Raw genomic sequence first — 24,230 nt, 5'->3', positions numbered from 1 at the left:
TCATGGCTCAATAGTGGCTGCCGATACAACAGCGCAGACGTCCTCTCGCGTGCGGAGCTCCCATGAAGTTCAAGTCGATCCAGTTTTCCGTGGCAGCCCTGGCCGGCGCCATCGTGCTCAGCGTAGTCGCTGCGCTGGTGCTGTATGCGCTGTTCTCCGGTGCCCGCACCCAGGAAATGGTCCAGCAACGGACTCAGGCCCAGTTCGAGCAAGTCATCGAACAGCGCCTGACGTCGCTGGCGCAGACTCAGGTCAGCCAGATCCAGCGCGAACTGGAAGCGCCGCTGCTGATTGCCGGCGGACTGGTGCGCGTCAACGCCCTGCTCGGCACACCGGGCGCCGACGGCCAGCCACGCCTGAACGTCAGCCGCGAGCAACTGATCAGCCTGATCAAGGAAAACGTCGAGAAGAATCCGAAGATTCTCGGCACCTACATCGGCTGGGAAAAGAACGCACTGGACCACAATGACGCGGCCTACGTCGGCACTCAGGTTGTCGGGATCGATCCCGCCAACGGGCGCTTCCTGCCGTGGTGGTTCCGCAACGACGACGGCACCCTGGGCCTGGACAAACTGGTGGACGTCGACGACCAGAAAGTCCTGTCCACCGGCGTGCGCGCCAGCGAGTACTACCTGTGCTCGAAAGAAACCAAAAAGTCCTGCGTGATCGATCCCGCCCCGTACAAGGTCGGCGACAAGATCGTCATGCTCGCCTCCTTTATTGAACCGATCATGCTCAACGGCGCCTTCCAGGGCATCGTCGGCGCCGACCTGTCGGTGAACTTCATCCAGGAAATGCTCCTGGGCGCTAACCAAAAGCTGTACAGCGGCGCCGGGCAAATGGCCCTGATCGGCAGCAACGGCCGGATCGTCGCCTATACCAAGGACCCGAGCAAATTCGGCGAGAAGGTCAGCGACATTCTCGACGCCCAACAGATTGCCAACATGGCCAATCTCAAGCGCGGCGAAGTGACTTACACCGTCAATAAAGAGCAAGGCCGGATCGAGTTGTATCTGCCGTTCGGCATCGGCCAGACCGACACGCGCTGGACACTGATGCTGCAACTGCCGCTAGACGCGGTGATGGCTGATCTGCAAAAGCTGCAAGGCGACCTCGATGCCCAGCGCAAATCCGACACCTTCGGCATGGCCATGGTCGGCCTGATCATCGCCGGCCTCGGCCTGCTGGTGATCTGGCTGGTGGGCCACGGCATCGCCCGTCCGCTGAAGCAAATGGTGACCATGCTCGATGACATCGCTCAGGGCGAAGGTGACCTGACCCGTCGTTTGACCAGTGATCGCAACGACGAACTCGGCTCCATCGCCAAAGGCTTCAATACCTTCCTCGCCAAATTGCAGGGGATGATCACGCAGGTGGTGGCGTCGGTACAGAGCGTCAGCGATTCCTCGGAGCACACCGCGGACATCGCGATCCGGACCAATATCGGCATTCAGAAACAGATGGCCGAGATCGATCAGGTGGCCACCGCCGTGCAGGAAATGACCGCCACCGCCCAGGACGTCGCGCGCAACGCAACCCAGGCGGCACAAGCCGCCAGCCATGCCGATCAGGCCGCCAGTCAGGGCATGCAGATCGTGCGTGACACCTCCAACTCGATTGGCGTGCTGGCCGTGGAAATCGGCAAGGCCGTGGACGTGGTGCAGACCCTGGCCAAGGACAGCGAAAACATCAACGCGATCCTGATCGCCATTCGCGGGATCGCCGAGCAGACCAACCTGCTGGCCCTCAACGCGGCGATTGAAGCGGCCCGCGCGGGTGAACAAGGACGCGGTTTTGCGGTGGTGGCCGATGAAGTGCGCAACCTGGCGCAGAAAACCCAGCAGGCCACCGAAGAAATCCAGAGCATGATCCAGCAACTGCAACAGGGTACTCGCGATGTAGTGCGGGTCATGGAAGACAGCCAGAACCGCACCGACGAAAGCGTGCAACACGCGGCCAAGGCAGCCGAAGCGCTGGAAACCATCACCCAGGCAGTGTCGGTGATCAACGACATGAACACCCAGATCGCCAGTGCTGCCGAAGAACAGAGCGCGGTGGCCGACGACATCAACCGCAACGTGATCAATATCGGTCAGGTGGCCAATGAAGTGGCGGGTGGTGCGGATGAGTCGAGTTCGGCGAGTGCGGATCTGACCAAACTGGCGGAGCAGCAGCGGCGGTTGATCAATCAGTTCAAGGTCTGACCGATCAGGCCGGAGTCAGACACTCCGGCCCGTTGAGTTTTGGATCATTGACCAGATTCGCCAGCACCCGCTCGCGCAAGGCGGCGGGCTCGCTGGCAAGCAGGCCTTGCAGAACATGCAGTGGCGTCTCGGGATCAAGCCACGCCGCCTGCCCCGCCTCATCAAGAATCAACGGTCGGCGCTGACTGGCCGCCGACTGGGTGATCACAGCCGTGCTAAGCCACACCTGTTCCTGCACCGGATACGCCTCCCAGATCGCCGCAAAAAACAGCGAAGCCCCCTCCCCCGGCGTCAGCCAGTACGGCCGTTTGCGCACATTGCCGCGCCATTCGTAGAAACCGTTGGCCGGCAGCAGGCAGCGCCGCAGCCGCAGGGCCTCGCGGAACATCGGCTGTTCGGCGACGGTTTCGGCCCGAGCGTGGGCCGGCGTGCGCGACAGGTCGGTCAGCCACGGCGGTGTCAGCCCCCAACGGGCACGGGCGAGCGTGCGCTGGCCGTCGGGCTCGGCGCGCAGCATCAGCACCGAATCGTTGGGGGAAATGTTCCACTGCGCCTGCTGATCGGCAGGGAAACCTGGCAGGCTCGCGAAATCGCGGTTCCAGCGAAACAGGGCATAACGTCCACACATGGGGCAGTACGACTCATAAATAAAACGAACGCCAGCCTAACAGACCAGCGTCCCGGGATAGCTGTCCGGTTCATCGCCGGGCAGCGGCAGCGCGGCATTGTACGCACTGATCAGCTCGCGGGCGTATTCGGCCTGGTCGTTATCCACCGACAGACCCAACAGGCCAAAAATCGGCAACTCCCCCGTGCCGCCCAGCAGATCGCGCCCGACCAGATGCGCCTCGATGCCTTCGCTGGCAAGCATGCCCTTGAGCATCTCGCCTTCCATCAGGTTTTCCGGTTCGTAGATTCGCTGCATGGCCGCGCCTCACTCGTTTTCGCTGAAGACTTCCAGAAACCAGTCCTCTCCATGGACCTGCAATACAAAGGTGATCGGCCGACAACACACCTGACAGTCTTCGATATAGGTCTGGTCGCCAGCGGAGAGATCCACGGTCGTCTCGACCTCTTCACCACAATACGGACATTCATATACTGCGCTTTCCAGCATCGCGGTCTCCCGGGTGACTTGTGCGTATAATCGCCGGTCTATTTGCAGGGCTATTTTTGTCTGGCTACTTTTTCAGACCGTGCCCCGTTGGTTTTCGATCAAAACCTTTACTTACCCTAGCCGTTTCAAACAAGAGAGCATGATGGGCGAATTCGATGCCATCCGACCTTACGACGACAGCGAAGTACCTGCGGTACTGGCGCGACTGCTCGGCGACAAGGCGTTTCTAGATATCCTCACCCACTTCCGCTTCCCGCGTTTTGCCGGTGCCTTCGGCTGGATGCTCAAACCACTTATAGCCCATCGGCTGCGTCGTGAGTTCGCCGACGTGACCTCCGTGGCCACTTTGCAGGACAAGGTCGAGTTCTACGTCGACCACACCATCGAGCGCGCCACCGATGGCGTGACCTACACCGGTGTCGAGCAATTCAAGTCCGGCAGCGCGTATCTGTTCATCGCCAACCACCGCGACATCGTGATGGACCCGGCCTTCGTCAACTACGCCGTGTACCACGCCGGCCTGCCGACCCCACGCATCGCAATTGGCGACAACCTGCTGCAAAAGCCGTTCGTCAGCGATCTGATGCGTCTGAACAAGAGCTTCATCGTGCACCGTTCGATCACCGGGCGCCGCGAGAAAATGGCGGCGTATCAACTGCTGTCGGCGTACATCAACCACTCGATCCGCAACGATTGCGCCTCGATCTGGATCGCCCAGGCCGAAGGCCGCGCGAAGGACGGCGACGACCGTACCGAGTCGGCGATCCTCAAGATGTTCCACATGAGCCGCAAGGACGAGCCGTTCGGCGAAGTCATTCAGTCGCTGAACCTGACCCCGGTGTCGATCAGCTACGAATACGACCCGTGCGACCAGGCCAAGGCCCGCGAGCTGTACATCCGCGCTACCACCGGCACCTACAGCAAGGCACCGGGCGAGGATGACGTGAGCATTGCCAAGGGCATCACCGGCTACAAGGGCCGGGTGCACGTGAACTTCGCCGCGCCGATCACCGAGCTGTTCGAGGACACCAAGCAATTGGCGGTCGAAATGGACAAGCAGATTCTCGGCGGCTACCGGTTGTTCCCGGTGCATTACCTGGCATACGCGCAGTGGGCTGATGCCGATCCGCAGTTGAACGTACCGAAGGCTGCCGAAGTGTTCGGTGCCGAGGAACTGGCCAAGGCCCAGGAAGAATGGCAAAGCCGTCTGGACGCTTGCCCGCAAGAGCATCGTCCGTATCTGGTGCTGCAATATGCGACGCCGGTGCGCAATCAGTACCGGGTCAAGGCTGGCCTGCCGCTGTAAGCGGTTTCGGCAAGAGACAAAAACGGCGCCTTCGGGCGCCGTTCTTCGTTCAGAAGCGGGTGCTGATCCAGGACACCAGCAACGCCAGGCCCAGGCAGGCAAAACCGAAGCGATAGAAGAAGCGGTTCATGCGCAGGGTCGCCCAATCGAGCACCGGTTCCTGATCCGGCTGACTCTGACGCTGGGCCGCGATACTGGCCATGGCCCGTTGTTCACGGCGGCGGGTCGCGTGCAGCAGCCAACTGCCGGGGAAGGCCAACAGCAGGGCCAGCAGGTTGATCAGTTTGGCGGGATGGGCGGTAAACAGCGTCATCAAATGCAGCGACATCACAGACCTCAATCTAAACCGGTATGGCGAACGCCAGACCGACGACCGCGACGCGGATTCTACCGAAACACTCCCTGACTGCCCTAGCCTTTGCGACAAATAACCCATCAATCGACCGATGGCTGTCCTGTGTCACGGCATCGTCATTTGTTTCAGTCACCCTGCGCGCCTCGAAACCGACATGGAACGCGACATGCTTCACGCTGAAAACCAGGATCGCCTGTACCTCATCTCCCCGTCCGACGAACAGCAGACCCTCGTCGGCAGCCTGGCCTTCAATGTTCAGGACCGCCACTGGCTGGTGTATTGCGCCCTCGGCGGCCATCAGCATGCGGACTTGCCCGAGACTGATTTGCTGACCGGCGTCAGCGTTCTCGACTTCTATTCACAAGCCGCCTGAACGAAAAAGCCCGGAGCCATCACTGGCCCCGGGCTTTTTCACATCAACCGAACACTTACTCGGCGAGGACCTGACCCACGGTCGGGTCCTTGAACAGACGGGTCAGCGCATCGCTCAGCACGTCGCTGACCAGTTTGGTGTTGGTTTCCTGGTTCGGCGCCATGCCGAAACGCTGGTCCAGCGAGGCACCGTAACGGCCGCTGTAGCGACGGTTGCCGCTCTGCACGTCGGAGCGGAAGGTCGCGCCGATGGTGGCCTCGGTCACGTACATGCCTTCTTTCGGCGACTGGTATTTCAGTTCAGTCAGGGTCACGGTCAGTTGTGGAGCATTCATCGCGCCGTTGGACGGGGTGAAGCCCAGCAGACGTACGGCCGCTTCGGCCTGAGCCTGCAACTTCGGCAGGATCTGCTCGCGCTGCACGGTGATGGCGCTGGTTTCCGGGTACAGGCCGCCACGGGTGCCGAGGGTTGGCGACGGACGACCGTCGACCACGCGGACCACGACAGGCTGGCCATGGCCGACCGGTGCCAGCTGAGTGGTCAGCTTCGGTTCCGGGCTCAGTTGTTGCGGGCTGTGGGCGCAGCCAACCAGGGTCAAACTGGTCACAGTGATCAAACCGAACAACAGGCGTTGCAACATGCTCTTCTCTCCAGAATCAGGCACAGACAGGCCGGCAGTATAGCGGTGGGCCACTGTGGGTCACCAGCACTGAAATCTCAGACAAAACCCGCTGCCAACGGTTCCTGTCACACATTCGTCACCCCCCATACACGTGCGCGTCACGGCCCTTTGCCAATCTTGCTCACAGATCCCTAAAAGGAGCACAGCCATGCGCTATCTGATCTCGTTGTTCGCCCCACGCCCACTGCACCGCAGCTTCGCCCTGCTCGACCACAACGGCCATTGCCAGGCCTTCAAGCAATGCAGCCTGCAACCGATGGGTGACGGCTGGGTGGAAATCGAGGAAATCCGTCTCAACTGGCTGCACCAGCCACTGCCCGCCAGCGCCCGGGTCGAACAGCAGCGCCCACGCGCACGGGCTCAGGCGATGTTGAGCATCTGACCGGATGCCTAATAAAAGTCATTAAACTCGACCAACTCCGCGCATTTCTTCGATACAATCTCCCCCCGATTATAAGGACGTCTCCTGATCGGGCCCCGCAACAGCGTCAATGCGCTTGCATTGGCATCCAAATCGCCCACAGAGAGCCGCCCACACAGATCGAGTGAAGCTGGCGTGCTTGCTGTTTCCCTGGCAAATCCCGCTTTTCGCGAATCTGCAGAGCTGTCATGACGCTCGGCCACTGAGTTGTTTGCCCCTCCGGGCACGGTGCCAGCCCCGGACAGCCCTTTTTGAGGTTCACGTCTTCAAAAGAGCGTGAAAAAAACGGGTTTTCACAACTTCACAAGAGTGTGGCGAGCAAATGAATAGTTTTGCGTCTGAACATGCACCATTAGCGTCTGAAACAGCCCAACGACACAGGAACGGGAACGCCTCGACTACCGGAGCCTGAAGCCTGTCCGCTACGGATTTGGTTGCACAAACGGATGTCTCGACCATAAGTCGAATTGCCAGCCCCGTGCCGAAATGAGTTCATGGGACTCTTTAAGCCAGGCCGCACGCATCCGTCGAAGTTGCGAAAAATTGCGAAGATTCGGACATGGCACACCTGACCAAGGATACCCGGGGCTCAACTGACCTGCCCTGGACGCCTGGCAGCCATGCCGACAATTTGGTGCTGCAGATTTTGGAGACGCGTTAAATGGCGCATAACGAAGCAGTCGACGTAGTTCTGGTTGGGGCCGGCATCATGAGTGCCACCCTCGCAGTACTGCTCAAAGAGCTCGACCCGGCGATCAAGCTGGAAGTCGTCGAGTTGATGGATTCCGGTGCCGCGGAGAGTTCCAACCCCTGGAACAACGCCGGTACCGGCCACGCCGGCCTGTGCGAGCTGAACTACACGCCGCAGGCTGCCGACGGCACCGTCGACATCAAGAAGGCCGTGCACATCAACACCCAGTTCGAGGTGTCGAAGCAGTTCTGGTCGTACCTGACCAAGAAAGGCACGTTCGGCTCGTGCAAATCCTTTATCAGCCCGGTGCCGCACCTGAGTTACGTCGAGGGTGAGAAAGGCGTGTCGTTCCTCAAGGAACGTTTCAATACGCTGCGCAAGCACCACGCCTTCGCCGACATGGAATACACCGAAGACAAGGCGAAGATGACCGAGTGGATGCCGCTGATGATGCCGGGTCGTCCGAAAGACCAGGTGCTCGCCGCCACCCGCGTGATCAACGGCACCGACGTCAACTTCGGCGCCCTGACCAATCAGCTGCTCAAGCACCTGACCAGCGCACCCGATGCCCAGGTCAAGTACTGCAAGCGCGTGACCGGTCTCAAGCGTAACGGCAACGGCTGGACCGTCAGCATCAAGGACGTCAACAGCGGCAGCAGCCGTGAAGTCGACGCCAAATTCGTGTTCCTCGGCGCCGGTGGCGCGGCCCTGCCGCTGCTGCAAGCCTCGGGCATCGAAGAGAGCAAAGGCTTCGGCGGCTTCCCGATCAGCGGCCAGTGGCTGCGTTGCGACAACCCGGAAGTGGTCAAGCATCACCAGGCCAAGGTTTACAGCCAGGCCGCCGTGGGTTCGCCACCGATGTCCGTGCCGCACCTGGACACCCGCGTGGTCGACGGCAAGAAATCCCTGCTGTTCGGGCCATACGCCGGTTTCACCACCAAGTTCCTCAAGCACGGATCCTTCATGGACCTGCCGATGTCGGTTCGCGCCGGCAACATCGGGCCGATGCTGGCCGTGGCGAAAAACAACATGGACCTGACCAAGTACCTGGTCAGCGAAGTGATGCAGTCGATGGAACAGCGTCTGGAATCCCTGCGCCGTTTCTACCCGGAGGCGAAAGCCGAAGACTGGCGCCTGGAAGTAGCCGGCCAACGGGTGCAGATCATCAAGAAAGACCCGAAAAAAGGCGGCATCCTGCAGTTCGGTACCGAACTGGTGGCAGCGAAGGACGGCTCCCTCGCCGCCCTGCTCGGCGCTTCGCCAGGCGCTTCGGTGACCGTCTCAATCATGCTGGAACTGATCGAGAAGTGCTTCCCGGCCAAGGCCAAGGGTGAGTGGGCTGCCAAACTGGCGGAAATCTTCCCGGCCCGCGAAAAGGTCCTGGAAACCGACGCTGCGCTGTATCGCAAGATCAACACGCAGAACAACGTCGCGCTGGAACTGGTTGAAGCCAGCAACGAGACCGAAAGCTACGCCTGATTCGGCTCCATGAAAAACGCCCCGCACTCGGTGAGTGCGGGGCGTTTTTTATGCCTGTGGAAAACTTCGGGCTATCAGCCGCGTGCTTTCTCGATCAGCTCGATGTATTCCGGGGCATTGCGCTGATCGCGGATCTGATCGACGAAGGTCTTGCCGTGCTCGTCCTTGCCGTCCACGTCATAACCGGCGGCAACGAAGAACGTCAGGAAACGCTCGAAATCGTCGATACGCAGGCCACGGTAAGCCTTGACCAGTTTGTGCAGCGACGGCGAGGTGGCGTCGACCGGCTCAAAATCGAGGAACAGCTTGATCTGCTCATCGCCGATCTCGTCACCAATCACTTGCTTCTTATCTTTACGCATTGCCGACTCCAGCTCGCAGACATTTCACGGGGCGGGCAGTTTACCCCTGCGCAGGCACAAGGCTCAACGCGAGCGCGTGCTGCCGGTGTGCAAATCGGCCCAGATGTGGCCGTTGGCGTAGGTCAGAAACTGGCAATACACGGTGTCGTTGCGCAACAGATCGATCACCACCCGGTACTGCGCCAGCGGATAAAAGAGCGTAAGGGTCTTGCTCTTGTCGTCATACACCGGCTTTTTCAGGCTTTTGCTTTCGCCATCGAAGTTGACCAGCACCTGATTGATCGTCGCTCCCTTGTTCAGGGATTTGCCTTTGAGGCGGATCATCAAGGACGAGGTGACCGGAATCGGCTGCTGATTGGACTGGCGCTGGGCCCCAACCACCACAGAATAGTCGGTGACCTGCAACAATTGCTGCTGCTCGGGGTCGGCATCGCGCAGGGTCAGGTCGTCCGGCGGCAGGAATTGGCTGTGCATCGGGGCGGCGGCCAGGGGCAGGCTAAGGGTCAGCAACAGGGCGGCGCAGCTGCGGATCAAGAGGCTCATGACAGGCTCCGGGGGCGGGGCCGAGCACTTTAGCAGCCTTTAAAGCAAAAGATCGCAGCCCGGGGCTGCGATCTTTCAGGGGTTCTTACATGCCTTTGACGGCGAAGATCCCGTTGGCGTTGCGCCAGTAGCCTTTGTAGTCCATGCCGTAACCGAAGATGTAACGGTCGATGCACGGCAGACCGACGAAATCGGCTTTCAGGTCAGGACGGGCCTTGCGATCGTGATCCTTGTCGATCAGCACGGCGGTGTGCACTTTACGTGCACCGGCGTGACGGCAAAAGTCGATGATCGCGCCCAGGGTGTGACCTTCGTCGAGGATGTCGTCGATGATCAGCACGTCACGGTCGATGAACGAGACTTCCGGCTTGGCTTTCCAGAACAGGTCGCCGCCGCTGGTTTCGTTGCGGTAACGGGTGGCGTGCAGGTAGGACGCTTCCAACGGGAACTGCAGATGCGTCAGCAGTTTGCCGGAGAAGATCAGGCCGCCGTTCATCACGCAGAACACCACCGGGTTGCTGTCGGCCAGTTGTTCGTTGATTTGTGCACCGACGCGGGCAATGGCAGCCTCGACTTCAGCTTCGGTGTACAGGCAGTCAGCCTCTCGCATGATTTGACGGATATGCTCGAGATCAGCGGACATGGCGCTCTCCAAGGGGGGTCTGTTTCGGAAAAGCGGGCAAAGGTACGCATCCCGCACGGCCGAATCAAGCATTTGTGGACTAACGTACTGTATGTCCTATAGGACATCACCCTCGGATAGATTAATCTAGGCCGGTTTTTTTGCCCGCCGCCGGAGCCTTTCCCCATGTCCATCCAAGAGATCCGCCATCCGCTGATCCGTCACAAACTTGGCCTTATGCGCCGTGCAGACATCAGCACCAAGAATTTCCGTGAGCTCGCTCAGGAAGTCGGTGCCCTGTTGACCTATGAAGCTACCAAAGACCTGCCGCTGGAAACCTACGATATCGAAGGTTGGTGCGGCACCGTGTCGGTCGAGAAAATCGCCGGCAAGAAGATCACCGTCGTGCCGATCCTGCGTGCCGGCATCGGCATGCTCGAAGGCGTGCTGAGCCTGATCCCGGGTGCGAAAGTCAGCGCCGTCGGCGTTGCCCGTAACGAAGAAACCCTGCAGGCCCACACCTATCTGGAAAAACTGGTTCCGGAAATCGACGAACGCCTGGCGATGATCATCGACCCGATGCTCGCCACCGGCAGCTCCATGGTCGCGACCATCGACCTGCTGAAGAAGGCCGGTTGCAAGGACATCCGTGCGATGGTGCTGGTTGCCGCGCCGGAAGGCATTGCCGCTGTCGAGCAAGCCCACCCGGACGTGATCATCTACACCGCGTCCATCGATCAGAAACTCAACGAGCACGGTTACATCATTCCTGGGCTTGGCGACGCCGGTGACAAGATCTTCGGCACCAAGCAGAAGGACGCGTAAGCATGCAGCAAGAGTTCAACGATCCGCTCTGGCGTACGGTGCTGTCCGGCGCACAGATGCTGTTCGTGGCTTTCGGCGCCCTGGTGCTGATGCCACTGATCACGGGCCTGGACCCGAACGTGGCACTGTTTACCGCAGGTTTAGGCACGATTCTGTTCCAGATCGTCACCGGGCGTCAGGTGCCGGTGTTCCTGGCATCGAGCTTCGCCTTCATCACCCCGATCATTCTCGCCAAGGGCCAGTTCGGCCTCGCCGCGACCATGGGCGGCGTGATGGCGGCCGGTTTCGTCTACACCTTCCTCGGCCTGGCCGTGAAGATCAAAGGCACCGGGTTCATTGACCGTCTGCTGCCGCCAGTCGTAATTGGCCCGGTGATCATCTCCATCGGCCTGGCCATGGCGCCGATTGCCGCGAACATGGCGATGGGCAAGGCTGGCGACGGCTCGGAGCTGATCCATTACCAGACCGCAATGATGATCTCGATGCCGGCGCTGCTGACCACGTTGATCGTGGCGGTGTTCGGCAAAGGCATTTTCCGTCTGGTGCCGATCATTTCCGGTGTGCTCGTGGGTTTCGCCATGTCCTTCTATTTCGGTGTCGTCGACACCGCGAAGATTGCGGCGGCCCCATGGTTTGCACTTCCTCATTTCACCGCGCCGGAGTTCAACTGGCAGGCGATCCTGTTCATCGTCCCGGTGGCGCTGGCCCCGGCCATCGAACACATCGGCGGCGTGATTGCGGTCGGCAGCGTGACCGGTCGCGATTACCTGAAGAAGCCTGGCCTGCATCGCACCCTGCTCGGTGACGGTATCGCCACCACGGCAGCCGGCCTGTTCGGCGGTCCGCCCAACACGACCTACGCGGAAGTGACCGGCGCGGTGATGCTGACCAAGAACTACAACCCGAAAATCATGACCTGGGCGGCGATCTTCGCCATCAGCCTGGCGTTCATCGGCAAGTTCGGCGCCCTGCTGCAAAGCATTCCGGTGCCGGTGATGGGCGGGATTCTGTGCCTGCTGTTCGGTTCGATCGCGGCGGTGGGGATGAACACCCTGATCCGTCACAAGATCGACCTGGGCGAAGCGCGCAATCTGGTGATCGTTTCGGTGACCCTGGTGTTCGGTATCGGCGGTGTGCTGGTCGGCACCGGGACCGGCCCGGACGACTTCGGCCTCAAAGGCATCGCGCTGTGCGCGGTGGTGGCGATTGCGCTGAACCTGCTGCTGCCGGGCAACGACAGCTGGAAACACAAGAAGGCGGATGAGCCGCTGATCTAAACTTTTAGATCTTCATCGCCTGACAGTCAGTCTTCGCGAGCAAGCCCGCTCCCACATTGAAATGCAATCAAATGTGGGAGCGGGCTTGCTCGCGAAGCTTTTGACTCCTGCTAGAGAGCCAATGGCGCCCGTTCACACAACGTTGCCAACGCCTTCGCCCATTGCGGGTCGTCATTCAGACACGGCACCAGCACCAACTCTTCTCCCCCCGCCTCGCGGAACTGCTCCTTGCCGCGATCGCCGATCTCTTCCAGGGTCTCGATGCAATCGGCGACAAACGCCGGGCACATCACCAGAATCTTCTTCACGCCACTTTTGGCCAGCTCATCCAGCCGCGCTTCGGTGTAGGGTTCGATCCATTTCGCCCGGCCCAGCCGCGACTGAAACGACACCGACCATTTGCCGTCCGGCAGGCCCATGCGTTCTGCGAACAGCGCCGCTGTGCGCAGGCACTGGGCGCGATAACAGGTGGCCAATACAGCAGCCGAAGCATTCTTGCAGCAATCTTCATTCTTGAAGCAATGGTTACCGGTCGGGTCAAGCTTGGTCAGGTGCCGCTCCGGCAAACCATGGAAGCTCAGCAACAGGTGATCGTAATCCTGCTGCAAGTGCGGTCTGGCGCTCGCCACCAGCGCGTCGAGGTATTCCGGCTGATCGTAGAACGGCTGCAACACCGACAGCTGCACATCGAGTTTTTTCTCGCGCACCACACGCTTGGCTTCTTCGATCACGGTGGTCGTGGTGCTGTCGGCAAACTGTGGATAAAGCGGCGCGAGGGTGATGCGTTTGTGTCCCGCCGCGACCAGTTTCAGCAGATTTGTCTCGATGGACGGCTCGCCGTAACGCATGGCCAGCTCAACCGGGCCGTGGGTCCATTGCGCCTTCATCTGCTGCTGCAGGCGACGACTGAGGACCACCAGCGGCGAGCCTTCATCCCACCAGATCGAGGCGTAGGCGTGGGCCGACTGCTCGGGGCGCTTGATCAGGATCAGCGACACCAGCAGACGCCGCACCGGCCACGGCAGGTCGATCACGTAAGGATCCATCAGGAATTGATTGAGATAGCGGCGCACGTCGGCCACCGAAGTGGAGGCCGGCGAACCCAGGTTGACCAGAAGCAAGGCGTGATCGGTCATGCAACGTCCTATTTCAGAGGCGGCTGGAAAGATGGTCCAGGGCCGCGCGTAAATCCGTGAACCGGAAAGTGAATCCCGCTTCCAGCAAGCGCTTGGGCATGGCCCGTTGGCCACCCAGCAACAGCAATGACATCTCGCCGAGCCCGACCTTCAAGGCGAGGGCCGGCATCGGCATGAACGCCGGGCGGTGCAGCACACTGCCCAGCGTCTTGGCGAACTCGCGATTGCGCACCGGTTTCGGCGCGCACGCATTATAAGGACCGCTCGCCTGATTGCAGTGCAGAAGAAAATCAATCAGGGCGATTTGATCGTCGATATGAATCCACGGCATCCACTGCCGACCGTTGCCCAAAGGCCCGCCCAGCCCGAGCTTGAACGGCAGCAGCAGGCGCGACAAAAAGCCGCCCTCGGCCGACAGCACCAGCCCGGTGCGCACCAGCACCACGCGAATACCCATTGCTTCGGCGCGTTGCGCAGTTTCTTCCCAGGCGATACACAACTGGCTGGCGAAATCGTCGATCACCGGCGGCGAGTCCTCGGTCAACTCGCGCTCGCCGCCGTCACCGTACCAACCCACGGCCGAACCCGAGATCAGCAGTGACGGTTTCTGCCCGCGTTTTTCCAGCCACGCCAGCAACGATTCGGTCAGCGAGATCCGGCTGCTCCACAACAGCGCCTTGCGTCGATGGGTCCACGGCCGGTCGGCAATTGGCGCGCCGGCGAGGTTGACGATCACGTCGACCGGCTCGTCGCCAAGGTCCTCCAGACGCGCAATGCCACGCACCTGGGCACCACAGATGTTCGCGACTTTTTCCGGACGACGACTCCAGACCGTCAGGCGATGCCCCTGCCCGGACCAGTGCCGGCAAAGCTGGCGTCCGATCAATCCAGTACCGCCGGTCAGCAATATGCGCATGACTTCTTCCTCGCGTGGCGTTTTACCCTGATCACTAGTCTATTTTTATAAACAGGGATCTTTTCTATCGGGCAGGCTCTATTGTTTAACCATAGGCCAAGCTGTCAGAACCAGAACGCTGGAAGTTATACCAAAAAACAGAATTGTACAGGTTTCATCCACGGCGTAGTCTGTACAGAAAGGTAAACGAGGCCCCTATGACTGTACCTATCGCAATCATTGGCACCGGCATCGCCGGACTCTCCGCCGCCCAGGCTCTTACGGATGCCGGGCATACCGTCCAGTTGTTCGATAAAAGCCGCGGCAGCGGCGGGCGCATGTCGAGCAAGCGCAGCGATGCCGGCTCGCTGGACATGGGCGCGCAATACTTCACTGCCCGTGACCGACGCTTCGTGACCGAAGTCCAGCGCTGGCAAAGCAAAGGCTGGGTCGCCGAATGGGCACCGCAGCTCTACACCTTTCATGGCGGGCAGTTGAACCTGTCGCCGGACGAACAGACCCGCTGGGTCGGCACGCCGCGCATGAGCGCCATCACCCGGGGTCTGCTCGACGGACTGGAAGTGCACTTTGCTTGTCGGATCACCGAGGTCTATCGCGGTGAAGAACACTGGCACCTGCAGGACGCCGAAGGTTTCACCCACGGGCCGTTCAGCCATGTCGTCATCGCCACACCGGCGCCGCAGGCCACAGCCCTGCTGGCCGCTGCGCCGAAACTCGCCGGTGCCGCCGCCGGAGTGAAAATGGACCCGACCTGGGCCGTCGCCCTCGCCTTCGACACACCGCTGGATACGCCGATCGAAGGCTGCTTCGTCCAGGACAGCGCCCTCGACTGGCTGGCCCGCAACCGCAGCAAACCGGGACGCGAGACCACCTGCGACACCTGGGTCCTGCACGCCACCAGTGCCTGGAGCCGGCAGCACATTGACCTGCCCAAGGAAGCGGTGATCGAACAATTGCACGGCGCCTTTGCCGAATTGCTGCACAGCGCCATGCCGGCCCCGACCTTCAGCCTCGCCCACCGCTGGCTCTATGCCCGGCCGGCCAGCAGTCATGAATGGGGCACCCTGGCCGACGCCGACCTGGGTCTGTACGCCTGTGGTGACTGGTGCCTGTCGGGTCGGGTCGAAGGGGCATGGCTCAGTGGTCAGGAGGCGGCAAGACGCTTGCACGAACACTTGCAGTGAACCGTATCAATCCGCGCAAATTGCTGCTGTCGAAATGGACAGCAGCCCACCCGCAAAACCGTGAAAAGCATTTTCTGGTGACCGAACTGTTCCGTGACGAGGACGGTACGGTGCTGGAAATCGAATTGCAGGCTGTGCTCACCCGGCGTACCGAGCAATGCGACTGGCGCGCTTTGCAGGATGACTCACACTGGAAAATGGGCTGGCGCTAAAAACCTCAAAAAACTTATACAAAAAGTTTGACTTGTACACCCATGAATCTATGCTGAGAGAATGTTGTACAGATCTATTCGTCTGTACAGGATCAGATTCGAGGTTGTTGCATGTCCGACTCATCGACGTCCCTGCCAAAAATCGCCATCAGCGCCTGCCTGATGGGGGCCGAAGTTCGCTACAACGGCGGCCACAAGGAATCGCGTTTGTGCAGCCGCACCCTGGCCGAGCATTTTGAGTTCGTTCCCGTCTGTCCTGAGGTAGCGATTGGTCTCGGGATACCCCGCGAGCCGATTCGTCTGGTGGGCGACCCGCAAAAGCCTGATGCGGTCGGCACCGTCAATCCATCGATCAATGTTACCCAGCCACTGGCCGCTTACGGCGAGAAAATGGCCGGGGAACTCAGTGACATCTGCGGCTACATCTTCATGCAGCAATCGCCGTCCTGCGGACTGGAGCGGGTCAAGGTCTACCACGCCAACGGCGCACCGGTGAATGGTGGCGGGCGCGGTATTTACGCCGACGCGTTCTGTGCACGGCATCCGGACCTGCCGGTGGAAGAAGCCGGGCGTCTTAACGATCCGGTGCTGCGGGAAAATTTCATCACCCGCGTACTCGCCTACCGCGAATGGCAGCAAGTGCTCAAGCAAGGCTTGAGCCGCCGCGCGCTCACCGACTTCCATTCGCGCTACAAATACCTGCTGATGGCTCACAATCCGGTGCAATACAAGGCGCTGGGCAATCTGCTGGGCAACATGGGCCGGACCGACCCGATCGAAGTGGGCCCACGCTATTTCAGTGAACTGATGGCGGCACTCAAGAAATGCGCCACCCGCCGCACCCACAGCAATGTCCTGCAGCACATCAGTGGCTACCTGAAGCAGGCCATCAGCCCAGAAGACAAACAGGAAGTGCAGCACATCATCGGCCAATACCGACACGGCATCGTGCCGCTGGTGGTACCGCTGACGCTGCTCAAGCATCACTTTCGCCTCCACCCGGATCCCTACATTGCGCAGCAGGTGTACCTGCAGCCGCATCCGGAAAACCTCAGCCTGCGAAACGCCATTTGATGAACGACTCACCCGACACCAGCGCCCGGGAAGACCTCGGCGCCGACTTCAAGAAAGCCCTCGACGAAGGCTGGCTGCCGATCCGCGAAGTCGCGCGTCAGACCGGCGTCAATGCCGTCACCCTGCGCGCTTGGGAACGGCGCTACGGGCTGATCGTGCCGCAACGCACGCCCAAGGGCCATCGCCTGTACAACGCCGATCATGTGCTGCGTATCCAGAATATTCTCACCTGGCTCAACCGTGGCGTAGCGGTCAGCCAGGTCAAACCGCTGCTCGACACGGCGCAGGCCTTGAACGAACCGGTGGAAGACGAATGGCATCCCCTGCGTCAGGCCGCCCTGTTGGCGGTCACTCAACTGAACGAGCGCAGCCTTGACGACAGCGTCAACCAGGCGATGGCGCTGTATCCGCCACGCACCCTGTGCGAGCAATTGTTGCTGCCGCTGCTGAGCGATCTCGAACAACGTTGGCAGGGCCAGTTCGGCGCGCAGATGGAGCGCGTGTTCTTTTATGCCTGGTTGCGCAGTAAATTCGGCGCACGCATCTACCATAACAACCGTCAGTTGCGCACTGCGCCGCTGCTGCTGGTCAATCAATCGGATCTGGCGCTGGAGCCGCATCTGTGGCTCTGCGCCTGGCTCATCAGCAGCGCCGATTGCCCGGTACAAGTACTCGACTGGCCGCTGCCGGCCGGCGAACTGGCATTGGCAACCGATACCCTGCAAGCCCGTGGCGTACTGCTGTATTCCAGCAAAGCCCTGAACCTTGCCCAACTGCCGAAACTGTTGAATGGCATCAGTTGCCCGAAACTGATTGCCGGACCCACGGTGTGCATTCACCACGCCGAGTTGTCCGCCAGAACTTCCGAAATCGCAGATCTGCTGCTGGCCGAAGATCCTCTTTCGGCGCATCGGGCACTCGTTCAGCGTGGGTTGATTTAATGATTCAGACAGAAACCGACATGCAATTGATCTGGCTGCGCAGCGACTTGCGCCAACATGACAACACTGCCCTCGCAGCCGCCGCCGAGCGTGGCCCGAGCGTGGCCGTGTACCTGTTGAGCCCGCAGCAATGGCAGGAACATGACGACGCGCCGTGCAAGATCGATTTCTGGCTGCGCAATCTGCACGAGCTGAGCAAAAGCCTCGGCGACCTGAACATCCCGCTCCTGATCCGCACCGCGCCTCACTGGGATCAGGCACCGGTGGTGCTGCTCGAGCTGTGTCGGCAACTGAAGATCGAGGCAGTGCACGTCAACGAGGAATACGGCATCAACGAAAGCCGTCGCGACGCAGCCGTTGCCAAGGCGCTGCAAGCCGAAGGCATAACGTTCCATAGCTACCTCGACCAATTGCTGTTCAAGCCCGGCAGCGTGCTGACCCGCACCGGCACTTACTTTCAGGTGTTCAGTCAGTTCCGCAAAGTCTGCTACGAGCACCTGCACCGTTCGATGCCTTCGCTGAAACAGGCGCCGGGCAAACAGTCAGCGCTGAACATCGCCAGCGACCCCGTTCCAGAAGCCATCGAAGGATTCCCGACTCCCGGCGCATCCCTGCGCGCCCTGTGGCCCGCCGGTGAAACCGAGGCCCGGCGACGCCTCGACACGTTCGCCGATGCACAGATCGACTATTACAAGAGCGAACGTGACTTCCCGGCCAAACCCGGCACCAGCCAGCTCTCGGCTTATCTGGCCGCCGGCGTGATCTCGCCGCGCCAATGCCTGCACGCGGCCCTGCAAAGCAATCAGGGCGAATTCGAAAGCGGCAAGGTCGGCGCTGTCACGTGGATCAATGAATTGCTGTGGCGTGAGTTTTACAAACACATCCTCGTCGGCTATCCGCGGGTTTCACGGCATCGCGCATTCCGTCCGGAAACCGAAGACCTGGCCTGGCGCAATGCCCCCGAGGACCTGGCCGCCTGGCAAGAGGCCCGCACCGGCTTGCCGATCATCGACGCGGCCATGCGCCAACTGCTGGAAACCGGCTGGATGCACAACCGCCTGCGAATGGTGGTGGCGATGTTTCTGACCAAGAACCTGTTGATCGACTGGCGCGAAGGCGAGCGTTTCTTCATGCGCCACCTGATCGACGGCGACCTGGCCGCGAACAACGGCGGCTGGCAGTGGAGCGCCTCGACCGGCACCGACTCGGCGCCGTACTTTCGCATCTTCAACCCGGTCAGCCAGTCGGAAAAATTCGACAGCGAAGGCTTGTTCATCAAGCACTGGCTGCCGGAGCTGGCCGGACTGAACAAAAAAGACGTACACAACCCGGCCAGTGCCGGCGGGCTGTTCGGCGTCGCGGACTATCCGCCGCCGATCGTCAATCTGAGCACATCGCGGGAGCGGGCGCTGGCAGCCTTCAAGAACCTGCCGTCGCGGTCGTCTCAAGGAGAGAGCGATGAGTGAATTTCTGCGCGGTTTTGCCCAGCGGTTCGCACAGTTGAATAAAGACAACTTGCGCAAACTGGACGAACTGTACAGCGAGGACGTTCATTTCACCGATCCGCTGCACGAAGTGCAGGGACTGGCGCAACTGCGCAGCTACTTCAGCGAGTTGTACGCCAACGTCAACGAACTGCGCTTTGATTTCCATGGTTTCGACCAGATCGGCGACGGCGAAGGTTATTTGCGCTGGGTCATGAGCTACCGCCACCCGCGCCTGGCCAGCGGGCAACTGATTCGAGTCTCCGGCTGCTCGCACCTGCTCTGGCGCGACAAGGTCTACCGTCATCGGGATTACTTCGATGCCGGAGCACTGCTTTATGAACATTTACCCATATTGGGTCGGGTGATCGCTTGGCTGAAAAGGAGATTGGGATGAGTCGTACAGCTCCACGGCGTTATTGGCTGACCGGTGCCAGCAGTGGCATCGGCGCGGCACTTGCGGAAGAAATTCTGAAGAGCGGCGCACATCTGGCGGTCAGTTCCCGACAGGTCGCGCCGCTCAAAGTGTTGGCACAGCGCTATCCGGGCCAGGTGCTGGTAGTGCCGGGAGACCTGACCAACAGCCAGACTGTCCGGGAAATCGGCGAGAAGATCGCCATGGACTGGGGCGCGCTGGACACAGTGATCCTCAACGCCGGCACCTGTGAGTACGTCGATGCCCGGCAGTTCGACGCCTCGATCATCGAGCACGTGGTGCGCACCAACCTGCTCGCCAGCAGCTATTGCATCGAAGCCGCGCTGCCCTTGCTGCGCAAAGGGACGGCACCGCATCTGGTGGGCATGGCCAGCTCGGTGACCTATGTGCCGCTGCCCCGCGCCGAAGCCTATGGCGCATCGAAGGCCGGGCTGCGCTATCTGTTCGAGTCCCTGCGTATCGATCTGGCGGACGAAGGCATTGAAGTGACCGTGATCAGCCCCGGTTTTGTAGAGACACCGCTGACCGCCAAAAATGATTTCCCGATGCCTCTCAGTTGGCCTGTGGATAAAGCCGCACGGCACATCTTCGCCAAGCTGAAAGATCGACCGCTGGAAATCGCCTTTCCGGCACTGTTCATGGCGGTTCTGTGGCCACTGTCGAAAATGCCTGCGCGGGTACAACTGGCAATTGGCAAACGCATGGTGCGCAGCAACCCTCCGCTCAAGGACGCAACATGAAGATCGCCATTGTCGGCAGCGGCATCGCCGGTTTGACCTGTGCCTATCTGCTCGCTCGTCGGCATGACATTACGGTGTTCGAAGCCGACGCCCGGATCGGCGGCCACACGCACACCGTGCCTGTGACCGTGGACGGGCGCGAGTATGCGGTGGACACCGGCTTCATCGTGTTCAACGACTGGACGTATCCCAACTTCATCCGTTTGCTTGGCCAACTGGGTGTGACGTTCAAACCCACCGAGATGAGCTTTTCGGTCAACGATCCGGACACCGGTCTGGAATACAACGGCAACAACCTGAACAGCCTGTTTGCCCAGCGCAGCAATCTGCTGTCGCCCGGATTCTGGGGCATGTTGCGCGACATCCTGCGATTCAATAAAGAAGCCCGGCGCGACCTTGCCGAACAGCGGATCACCGCGGACACCACACTCGACGATTACCTCAAGGCCGGCGCTTACGGCGAGCGCTTCATCCTGCATTACATCGTGCCGATGGGCGCGGCGATCTGGTCGATGCCGATGGCCGAAATGCTCAATTTTCCGTTGCAGTTCTTCGTGCGTTTTTTTGAGAACCACGGGTTGCTGTCGGTCAGCAACCGTCCGCAATGGCAGGTCATCGAGGGGGGTTCCAGCGCTTACATTGCGCCGTTGACCGCATCGTTCAAGGAGCGTATCCGCCTGAATTGCCCGGTGGGCCGGATCGATCGTGATGCGCACGGCGTGGTTATCCACAGCCCGGCCGGCATCGAACGTTTCGACAAAGTGGTGCTGGCCTGCCACAGCGACCAGGCCCTGCGACTGCTGGGAAGTCCTGACGATAAAGAAAGGGAAATCCTCGGCGCCCTGCCCTACGCCGACAACGAAGTGCTGCTGCACACCGACACCCGTCTGCTGCCCACGCGCAAGCGGGCCTGGGCCAGCTGGAACTATCGCCTCGGCGGAGCCGGTCATACCCGGGCGGCCGTGACCTACGACATGAATATTCTGCAAGGCATCCAGAGCGACACCACGTTCTGCGTCAGCCTCAACCAGAGCGCTGGCATCACGCCGTCCAAAGTGCTGGCGCGCTTCACCTATGCCCACCCGCAATTCAGCCTCGCGGCCGTGGCGGCACAGCAGCGCTGGGCTGAAATCGACGGCGCGCAACACACGCATTATTGCGGCGCCTATTGGGCCAACGGTTTTCATGAGGACGGCGTGGTCAGCGCCCTGCGCGTGGCCGCAGCCTTCGGAGAAAGTCTGTGAACAGCGCGCTCTACAGTGGCTGGATTGCCCATCGGCGATTCGCACCGCGCCGTCATCAATTCCGTTACCGGATCGGCATGCTGTATCTGGATCTGGCTGAACAGGAAGCGGTGCTGGGCCTGTCCCGACTGGCGGGCACCAGCCGCTTTGCGCCGTTTTCATTTCGCGAAACCGATTACCTGAAAACCTTCACCGACCGGGGCGTGCGCCTGAGCGATGCGGTGCGCCAGTTGGTGGGCGAAGCCCTGGGCCATGCGCCGCAAGGTTCGATCTGCCTGCTGACCCAACCGCGCAGCTGGGGCCTGTCGTTCAACCCGGTGAGCTTTTTCTATTGCCACGAGGCCGACGGCCAACTGGCGGCGATTCTCTGCGAAGTCCGCAACACGCCGTGGCGCGAGCGTTATCACTACGTGCTGCCGGCTCGAACGCCGACTCATCTGCAGGACTTTCATCAGCACTTTGCCGTGACCAAGGCCTTTCACGTGTCGCCGTTCCTGCCGCCGGACCTGGAATACCGCATGAGCTTCAGCCCGGCCGCGCAGACTTTGGGCGTACACATGGCCGACTGGCAGGGTGAGCAAAAACTGTTCGACGCCACCCTCGACCTGCAACGCGCCCCCCTTGATCGAAGCCACTTGCACCGACACCTGTGGCGCTTTCCCTGGATGACTGCCAAGACCGCGCTGGCGATCTATTGGCAGGCGCTGCGCCTGTTGCTCAAGCGCACCCCGGTGTATGACCACCAGCGCGCCGACGACCGTTTTCGAACCGCCACTGTACCGACCGAGGAACGCCACCATGAAATCCACTAGCGTCTCGGCCAAAGCCAGCCTGTTCAGCCCTCACGGCCTGAGCGGTTCGCTGCTGCGCCGGGGAGTACTGCGCCAGCTGGAGCAGCTCAAGCAGGGTCAACTGATCGTCATCGAGGACGGCGAGCGCCACGTCTTCGGCACGCCGGGCAGCGCCCTGGTGGGCGAGATTCAAGTTCTGGATCCGGCCGTCTGGGGCCTGGTCGCCGGCAATGGTTCGATCGGTGCGGGCGAAGCCTTCATCCATGGCTACTGGCGCTCGCCGGACCTGACGGCCGTGGTGCGGGTCTTCGTCAGCAACCTTGAAGTGCTCGACGCAATGGAAGGTGGCCTGGCCCGGCTCGGTCGCCCACTGGTGCGCGGGCTGCACTGGCTCAACCGCAATACGCGCAAGGGCTCGCAGAAAAACATCGCCGCTCATTACGATCTGGGCAATGACCTGTTCGAGCAGTTTCTCGATCCGACCATGATGTATTCGGCCGCGCAGTTCCTCAGCCCTGACGAGAGCCTGGAGCAGGCGCAGCTGAACAAGCTGGAGCGGATCTGCCAGAAACTCGCGCTCAAGCCCGGCGACCATCTGCTGGAAATCGGCACCGGTTGGGGCAGCATGGCGCTCTACGCGGCGCAGCACTATGGCTGCAAAGTCACCACCACCACGCTGTCGAAAGAGCAGTTCGCCTTCACCGCGGCCCGCATCGAACGCCTCGGTTTGCAGGATCAGGTGACGCTGCTACTCAAGGACTACCGCGACCTCACCGGCCAGTACGACAAACTGGTATCGATCGAGATGATCGAGGCGGTCGGCCACCGCTTCCTGCCGACCTACTTCAAGCAATGCGCGCAGCTGCTCAAGAGCAACGGCCTGATGCTGCTGCAAGCGATCACCATCCGCGAACAGCGTTACGAACAGGCCCGCCGTGGCGTGGACTTCATCCAGCGCTACATTTTCCCCGGCGGCGCCCTGCCCTGCGTGCAGAAAATGCTCGAAATCGTCGGCCGCGACACCGACATGAACCTGCTGCACATGGAAGATTTCGGCCTGCATTACGCCCGCACCCTGCGTCTGTGGCACGAGAACTTTCGCCATGCTCACGGCCGTCTGACCGAACTGGGCTATGACGATTACTTCCTCAGGTTGTGGGAGTTCTACCTGTGTTACTGCGAGGGCGGATTCCTCGAGCGCACCATCGGCACCGCACAACTGGTGCTGGCCAAACCGGCGGCGATGACCGAGCCTTTGCTGGGCCGGTTCGATGCTTGAGCGGTTGGCCAACGCGGTGCTGTTCCAGATCGGCTGGCTGGCCTGCGTGCTCGGTGGCGACAGCCTTTGGCTGCTACTGGCGCTGGCGGTGCTGGTGATTCATCTGCGCTGGATCAGCAGCTGGGCGCAGGAAGGTCGCCTGTTGCTCTGCGTTGTGATTATCGGCACGACGGTGGACAGTACGCTGCGCGGTCTCGGGGTCTTCGAGTTCAAGGATCTGTCGCCGCTGATTCCGCTGTGGCTGATGTTGTTGTGGGCGTTGTTTGCCACGACATTACGTCATTGCCTGCAATGGAGCGCGAGGCCATGGTGGCTGGCCAGTCTGCTGGGGGCGGCAGGGGGCGCGTTGTCCTATGGCGCCGGCGGACGACTGGCTGGCGTGCAATTTCCCTTCGGAGAGCTCGCGACCCTGATCGGCATCGCGCTGCTGTGGGGATTGCTGTTTCCGCTGTTGCACCAATTGTCCCGGCGGCTGGCAAGGTAAACGCCTGTCAGGCCTTTCACACGGTCATCGGCCACTACCGTACACTGGCGCC

At 60.9% G+C, this 24,230-nt stretch carries 28 protein-coding genes and 1 pseudogene; 19 read left to right on the top strand and 10 right to left on the bottom strand.

The window, feature by feature from the left end:
* Positions 1-62 precede the first annotated feature (62 nt).
* Positions 63-1,346, top strand: a pseudogene (locus tag QRN46_RS29235) (methyl-accepting chemotaxis protein); the annotation flags it as partial.
* Between the two features lie 15 nt (positions 1,347-1,361).
* On the top strand, positions 1,362-2,204 hold the full coding sequence (locus QRN46_RS29230) for a methyl-accepting chemotaxis protein (protein WP_371915543.1): 843 nt from the start codon (positions 1,362-1,364) through the stop codon (positions 2,202-2,204).
* Positions 2,205-2,208: 4 nt separating this feature from the next.
* On the opposite strand, the gene QRN46_RS28520 is transcribed toward QRN46_RS29230, so the two are convergent.
* Genes QRN46_RS28520 through QRN46_RS28510 form a run of 3 tightly spaced genes read right to left on the bottom strand, consistent with a single transcriptional unit; the run spans position 2,209 to position 3,321 of the window.
* Positions 2,209-2,832, bottom strand: coding sequence for an SOS response-associated peptidase (locus QRN46_RS28520; protein ID WP_085613382.1), 624 nt, complete (start codon positions 2,830-2,832; stop codon positions 2,209-2,211).
* Between the two features lie 36 nt (positions 2,833-2,868).
* Positions 2,869-3,129, bottom strand: a complete 261-nt coding sequence (locus QRN46_RS28515; protein WP_011335895.1) for a putative signal transducing protein — start codon at positions 3,127-3,129, stop codon at positions 2,869-2,871.
* Positions 3,130-3,138: 9 nt separating this feature from the next.
* Entirely contained in the window at positions 3,139-3,321 is a 183-nt protein-coding gene (locus QRN46_RS28510) for a CPXCG motif-containing cysteine-rich protein (protein ID WP_011335896.1), read from the bottom strand.
* A gap of 142 nt (positions 3,322-3,463) precedes the next feature.
* Here QRN46_RS28510 and QRN46_RS28505 point away from each other — a divergent pair, with 142 nt between their 5' ends.
* Positions 3,464-4,627: a 1-acyl-sn-glycerol-3-phosphate acyltransferase gene (locus tag QRN46_RS28505; RefSeq protein ID WP_170928982.1), complete on the top strand. Its 1,164-nt coding sequence runs from the start codon at positions 3,464-3,466 to the stop codon at positions 4,625-4,627.
* A gap of 49 nt (positions 4,628-4,676) precedes the next feature.
* Here the strand turns inward: QRN46_RS28505 and QRN46_RS28500 are convergent, their stop codons facing one another.
* Positions 4,677-4,955: a hypothetical protein gene (locus QRN46_RS28500; protein WP_011335898.1), complete on the bottom strand. Its 279-nt coding sequence runs from the start codon at positions 4,953-4,955 to the stop codon at positions 4,677-4,679.
* Between the two features lie 193 nt (positions 4,956-5,148).
* On the opposite strand from QRN46_RS28500, the gene QRN46_RS28495 reads away from it, so the two are divergent.
* Positions 5,149-5,355 (top strand): hypothetical protein, encoded by a 207-nt coding sequence (locus QRN46_RS28495; protein WP_039766399.1) that lies wholly within the window; start codon positions 5,149-5,151, stop codon positions 5,353-5,355.
* 55 nt (positions 5,356-5,410) lie between these two features.
* On the opposite strand, the gene QRN46_RS28490 is transcribed toward QRN46_RS28495, so the two are convergent.
* Positions 5,411-5,995 carry a YajG family lipoprotein gene (locus tag QRN46_RS28490; protein ID WP_011335900.1) on the bottom strand — a complete coding sequence of 195 codons (585 nt, stop codon included), beginning with the start codon at positions 5,993-5,995 and terminating at the stop codon, positions 5,411-5,413.
* Between the two features lie 190 nt (positions 5,996-6,185).
* On the opposite strand from QRN46_RS28490, the gene QRN46_RS28485 reads away from it, so the two are divergent.
* Positions 6,186-6,419 carry a hypothetical protein gene (locus tag QRN46_RS28485; RefSeq protein WP_011335901.1) on the top strand — a complete coding sequence of 78 codons (234 nt, stop codon included), beginning with the start codon at positions 6,186-6,188 and terminating at the stop codon, positions 6,417-6,419.
* Between the two features lie 700 nt (positions 6,420-7,119).
* The gene (mqo, locus tag QRN46_RS28480) at positions 7,120-8,628 is read left to right on the top strand and encodes a malate dehydrogenase (quinone) (protein WP_011335902.1); all 1,509 of its coding nucleotides are present in this window, start codon (positions 7,120-7,122) and stop codon (positions 8,626-8,628) included.
* Positions 8,629-8,702: 74 nt separating this feature from the next.
* On the opposite strand, the gene QRN46_RS28475 is transcribed toward mqo, so the two are convergent.
* The 3 genes from QRN46_RS28475 to QRN46_RS28465 form a co-directional block, all read right to left on the bottom strand.
* Entirely contained in the window at positions 8,703-8,990 is a 288-nt protein-coding gene (locus QRN46_RS28475) for a PA4642 family protein (protein WP_007951679.1), read from the bottom strand.
* A gap of 63 nt (positions 8,991-9,053) precedes the next feature.
* On the bottom strand, positions 9,054-9,533 hold the full coding sequence (locus QRN46_RS28470) for a hypothetical protein (protein ID WP_285358763.1): 480 nt from the start codon (positions 9,531-9,533) through the stop codon (positions 9,054-9,056).
* A gap of 85 nt (positions 9,534-9,618) precedes the next feature.
* Entirely contained in the window at positions 9,619-10,176 is a 558-nt protein-coding gene (locus QRN46_RS28465; protein WP_007951681.1) for a hypoxanthine-guanine phosphoribosyltransferase, read from the bottom strand.
* A 165-nt stretch (positions 10,177-10,341) separates the two neighbouring features.
* Between QRN46_RS28465 and upp the strand changes: the two genes are divergently transcribed.
* Together upp and QRN46_RS28455 are read left to right on the top strand one after the other, a co-directional pair.
* On the top strand, positions 10,342-10,980 hold the full coding sequence (upp, locus tag QRN46_RS28460; RefSeq protein WP_011335903.1) for a uracil phosphoribosyltransferase: 639 nt from the start codon (positions 10,342-10,344) through the stop codon (positions 10,978-10,980).
* Between the two features lie 2 nt (positions 10,981-10,982).
* A complete protein-coding gene (locus QRN46_RS28455) occupies positions 10,983-12,257 on the top strand; it encodes a uracil-xanthine permease family protein (protein WP_221615244.1) in 1,275 nt (424 codons plus the stop codon).
* A gap of 110 nt (positions 12,258-12,367) precedes the next feature.
* Here QRN46_RS28455 and hemH read toward each other — a convergent pair whose 3' ends face one another.
* Together hemH and QRN46_RS28445 are read right to left on the bottom strand one after the other, a co-directional pair.
* Entirely contained in the window at positions 12,368-13,393 is a 1,026-nt protein-coding gene (hemH, locus tag QRN46_RS28450; RefSeq protein ID WP_011335905.1) for a ferrochelatase, read from the bottom strand.
* A gap of 13 nt (positions 13,394-13,406) precedes the next feature.
* Positions 13,407-14,309 carry a TIGR01777 family oxidoreductase gene (locus QRN46_RS28445; RefSeq protein WP_285358761.1) on the bottom strand — a complete coding sequence of 301 codons (903 nt, stop codon included), beginning with the start codon at positions 14,307-14,309 and terminating at the stop codon, positions 13,407-13,409.
* Positions 14,310-14,506: 197 nt separating this feature from the next.
* Here QRN46_RS28445 and QRN46_RS28440 point away from each other — a divergent pair, with 197 nt between their 5' ends.
* The 11 genes from QRN46_RS28440 (at position 14,507) to QRN46_RS28390 (ending at position 24,178) form a co-directional block, all read left to right on the top strand.
* Positions 14,507-15,493: an NAD(P)/FAD-dependent oxidoreductase gene (locus QRN46_RS28440; RefSeq protein WP_179693763.1), complete on the top strand. Its 987-nt coding sequence runs from the start codon at positions 14,507-14,509 to the stop codon at positions 15,491-15,493.
* Positions 15,490-15,705: a TIGR02450 family Trp-rich protein gene (locus tag QRN46_RS28435; protein WP_064383996.1), complete on the top strand. Its 216-nt coding sequence runs from the start codon at positions 15,490-15,492 to the stop codon at positions 15,703-15,705. The genes QRN46_RS28440 and QRN46_RS28435 overlap by 4 nt, the downstream gene beginning before the upstream one ends.
* 111 nt (positions 15,706-15,816) lie before the next feature.
* Positions 15,817-16,779, top strand: a complete 963-nt coding sequence (locus QRN46_RS28430; protein WP_285358758.1) for a YbgA family protein — start codon at positions 15,817-15,819, stop codon at positions 16,777-16,779.
* On the top strand, positions 16,779-17,720 hold the full coding sequence (locus QRN46_RS28425) for a MerR family transcriptional regulator (protein WP_011335910.1): 942 nt from the start codon (positions 16,779-16,781) through the stop codon (positions 17,718-17,720). Before QRN46_RS28430 ends, QRN46_RS28425 begins: the two co-directional genes overlap by 1 nt.
* Before the next feature lie 20 nt (positions 17,721-17,740).
* A complete protein-coding gene (gene phrB / locus QRN46_RS28420; protein WP_285358757.1) occupies positions 17,741-19,186 on the top strand; it encodes a deoxyribodipyrimidine photo-lyase in 1,446 nt (481 codons plus the stop codon).
* On the top strand, positions 19,179-19,601 hold the full coding sequence (locus QRN46_RS28415; RefSeq protein ID WP_285358756.1) for a nuclear transport factor 2 family protein: 423 nt from the start codon (positions 19,179-19,181) through the stop codon (positions 19,599-19,601). Before phrB ends, QRN46_RS28415 begins: the two co-directional genes overlap by 8 nt.
* Positions 19,598-20,380 (top strand): SDR family NAD(P)-dependent oxidoreductase, encoded by a 783-nt coding sequence (locus tag QRN46_RS28410; RefSeq protein ID WP_064384001.1) that lies wholly within the window; start codon positions 19,598-19,600, stop codon positions 20,378-20,380. Before QRN46_RS28415 ends, QRN46_RS28410 begins: the two co-directional genes overlap by 4 nt.
* Positions 20,377-21,624 (top strand): NAD(P)/FAD-dependent oxidoreductase, encoded by a 1,248-nt coding sequence (locus QRN46_RS28405; RefSeq protein ID WP_064384002.1) that lies wholly within the window; start codon positions 20,377-20,379, stop codon positions 21,622-21,624. Before QRN46_RS28410 ends, QRN46_RS28405 begins: the two co-directional genes overlap by 4 nt.
* Entirely contained in the window at positions 21,621-22,436 is an 816-nt protein-coding gene (locus QRN46_RS28400) for a DUF1365 domain-containing protein (RefSeq protein WP_285358752.1), read from the top strand. The genes QRN46_RS28405 and QRN46_RS28400 overlap by 4 nt, the downstream gene beginning before the upstream one ends.
* The gene (locus tag QRN46_RS28395) at positions 22,423-23,694 is read left to right on the top strand and encodes an SAM-dependent methyltransferase (protein ID WP_285358750.1); all 1,272 of its coding nucleotides are present in this window, start codon (positions 22,423-22,425) and stop codon (positions 23,692-23,694) included. The genes QRN46_RS28400 and QRN46_RS28395 overlap by 14 nt, the downstream gene beginning before the upstream one ends.
* Positions 23,687-24,178 (top strand): DUF2878 domain-containing protein, encoded by a 492-nt coding sequence (locus QRN46_RS28390; RefSeq protein WP_011335917.1) that lies wholly within the window; start codon positions 23,687-23,689, stop codon positions 24,176-24,178. Before QRN46_RS28395 ends, QRN46_RS28390 begins: the two co-directional genes overlap by 8 nt.
* Positions 24,179-24,230 lie beyond the last annotated feature (52 nt).

The sequence above is a fragment of the Pseudomonas sp. lyk4-R2A-10 genome (assembly GCF_030209075.1).
In the GTDB taxonomy this organism is placed as follows: Bacteria; Pseudomonadota; Gammaproteobacteria; order Pseudomonadales; family Pseudomonadaceae; genus Aquipseudomonas; species Aquipseudomonas glycinae.
The sequence above is the reverse complement of the archived record's forward strand: the minus strand, read 5'-3'. Positions and strand labels throughout refer to the sequence as shown.

What these genes read in the sequence shown, in the direction of transcription:
- QRN46_RS28465 (WP_007951681.1), bottom strand. Translation starts at nt 10,176, where the DNA reads ATGTCCGCTGATCTCGAGCATATCCGTCAAATCATGCGAGAGGCTGAC.
- QRN46_RS28520 (WP_085613382.1), bottom strand. Translation starts at nt 2,832, where the DNA reads ATGTGTGGACGTTATGCCCTGTTTCGCTGGAACCGCGATTTCGCGAGC.
- QRN46_RS28445 (WP_285358761.1), bottom strand. Translation starts at nt 14,309, where the DNA reads ATGCGCATATTGCTGACCGGCGGTACTGGATTGATCGGACGCCAGCTT.
- QRN46_RS28515 (WP_011335895.1), bottom strand. Translation starts at nt 3,129, where the DNA reads ATGCAGCGAATCTACGAACCGGAAAACCTGATGGAAGGCGAGATGCTC.
- QRN46_RS28455 (WP_221615244.1), top strand. Translation starts at nt 10,983, where the DNA reads ATGCAGCAAGAGTTCAACGATCCGCTCTGGCGTACGGTGCTGTCCGGC.
- QRN46_RS28440 (WP_179693763.1), top strand. Translation starts at nt 14,507, where the DNA reads ATGACTGTACCTATCGCAATCATTGGCACCGGCATCGCCGGACTCTCC.
- QRN46_RS29230 (WP_371915543.1), top strand. Translation starts at nt 1,362, where the DNA reads ATGATCACGCAGGTGGTGGCGTCGGTACAGAGCGTCAGCGATTCCTCG.
- phrB (WP_285358757.1), top strand. Translation starts at nt 17,741, where the DNA reads ATGCAATTGATCTGGCTGCGCAGCGACTTGCGCCAACATGACAACACT.
- QRN46_RS28505 (WP_170928982.1), top strand. Translation starts at nt 3,464, where the DNA reads ATGGGCGAATTCGATGCCATCCGACCTTACGACGACAGCGAAGTACCT.
- mqo (WP_011335902.1), top strand. Translation starts at nt 7,120, where the DNA reads ATGGCGCATAACGAAGCAGTCGACGTAGTTCTGGTTGGGGCCGGCATC.
- QRN46_RS28490 (WP_011335900.1), bottom strand. Translation starts at nt 5,995, where the DNA reads ATGTTGCAACGCCTGTTGTTCGGTTTGATCACTGTGACCAGTTTGACC.
- QRN46_RS28425 (WP_011335910.1), top strand. Translation starts at nt 16,779, where the DNA reads ATGAACGACTCACCCGACACCAGCGCCCGGGAAGACCTCGGCGCCGAC.
- QRN46_RS28495 (WP_039766399.1), top strand. Translation starts at nt 5,149, where the DNA reads ATGCTTCACGCTGAAAACCAGGATCGCCTGTACCTCATCTCCCCGTCC.
- hemH (WP_011335905.1), bottom strand. Translation starts at nt 13,393, where the DNA reads ATGACCGATCACGCCTTGCTTCTGGTCAACCTGGGTTCGCCGGCCTCC.
- QRN46_RS28485 (WP_011335901.1), top strand. Translation starts at nt 6,186, where the DNA reads ATGCGCTATCTGATCTCGTTGTTCGCCCCACGCCCACTGCACCGCAGC.
- QRN46_RS28475 (WP_007951679.1), bottom strand. Translation starts at nt 8,990, where the DNA reads ATGCGTAAAGATAAGAAGCAAGTGATTGGTGACGAGATCGGCGATGAG.
- QRN46_RS28430 (WP_285358758.1), top strand. Translation starts at nt 15,817, where the DNA reads ATGTCCGACTCATCGACGTCCCTGCCAAAAATCGCCATCAGCGCCTGC.
- QRN46_RS28405 (WP_064384002.1), top strand. Translation starts at nt 20,377, where the DNA reads ATGAAGATCGCCATTGTCGGCAGCGGCATCGCCGGTTTGACCTGTGCC.
- upp (WP_011335903.1), top strand. Translation starts at nt 10,342, where the DNA reads ATGTCCATCCAAGAGATCCGCCATCCGCTGATCCGTCACAAACTTGGC.
- QRN46_RS28390 (WP_011335917.1), top strand. Translation starts at nt 23,687, where the DNA reads ATGCTTGAGCGGTTGGCCAACGCGGTGCTGTTCCAGATCGGCTGGCTG.
- QRN46_RS28410 (WP_064384001.1), top strand. Translation starts at nt 19,598, where the DNA reads ATGAGTCGTACAGCTCCACGGCGTTATTGGCTGACCGGTGCCAGCAGT.
- QRN46_RS28500 (WP_011335898.1), bottom strand. Translation starts at nt 4,955, where the DNA reads ATGTCGCTGCATTTGATGACGCTGTTTACCGCCCATCCCGCCAAACTG.
- QRN46_RS28395 (WP_285358750.1), top strand. Translation starts at nt 22,423, where the DNA reads ATGAAATCCACTAGCGTCTCGGCCAAAGCCAGCCTGTTCAGCCCTCAC.
- QRN46_RS28415 (WP_285358756.1), top strand. Translation starts at nt 19,179, where the DNA reads ATGAGTGAATTTCTGCGCGGTTTTGCCCAGCGGTTCGCACAGTTGAAT.
- QRN46_RS28470 (WP_285358763.1), bottom strand. Translation starts at nt 9,533, where the DNA reads ATGAGCCTCTTGATCCGCAGCTGCGCCGCCCTGTTGCTGACCCTTAGC.
- QRN46_RS28510 (WP_011335896.1), bottom strand. Translation starts at nt 3,321, where the DNA reads ATGCTGGAAAGCGCAGTATATGAATGTCCGTATTGTGGTGAAGAGGTC.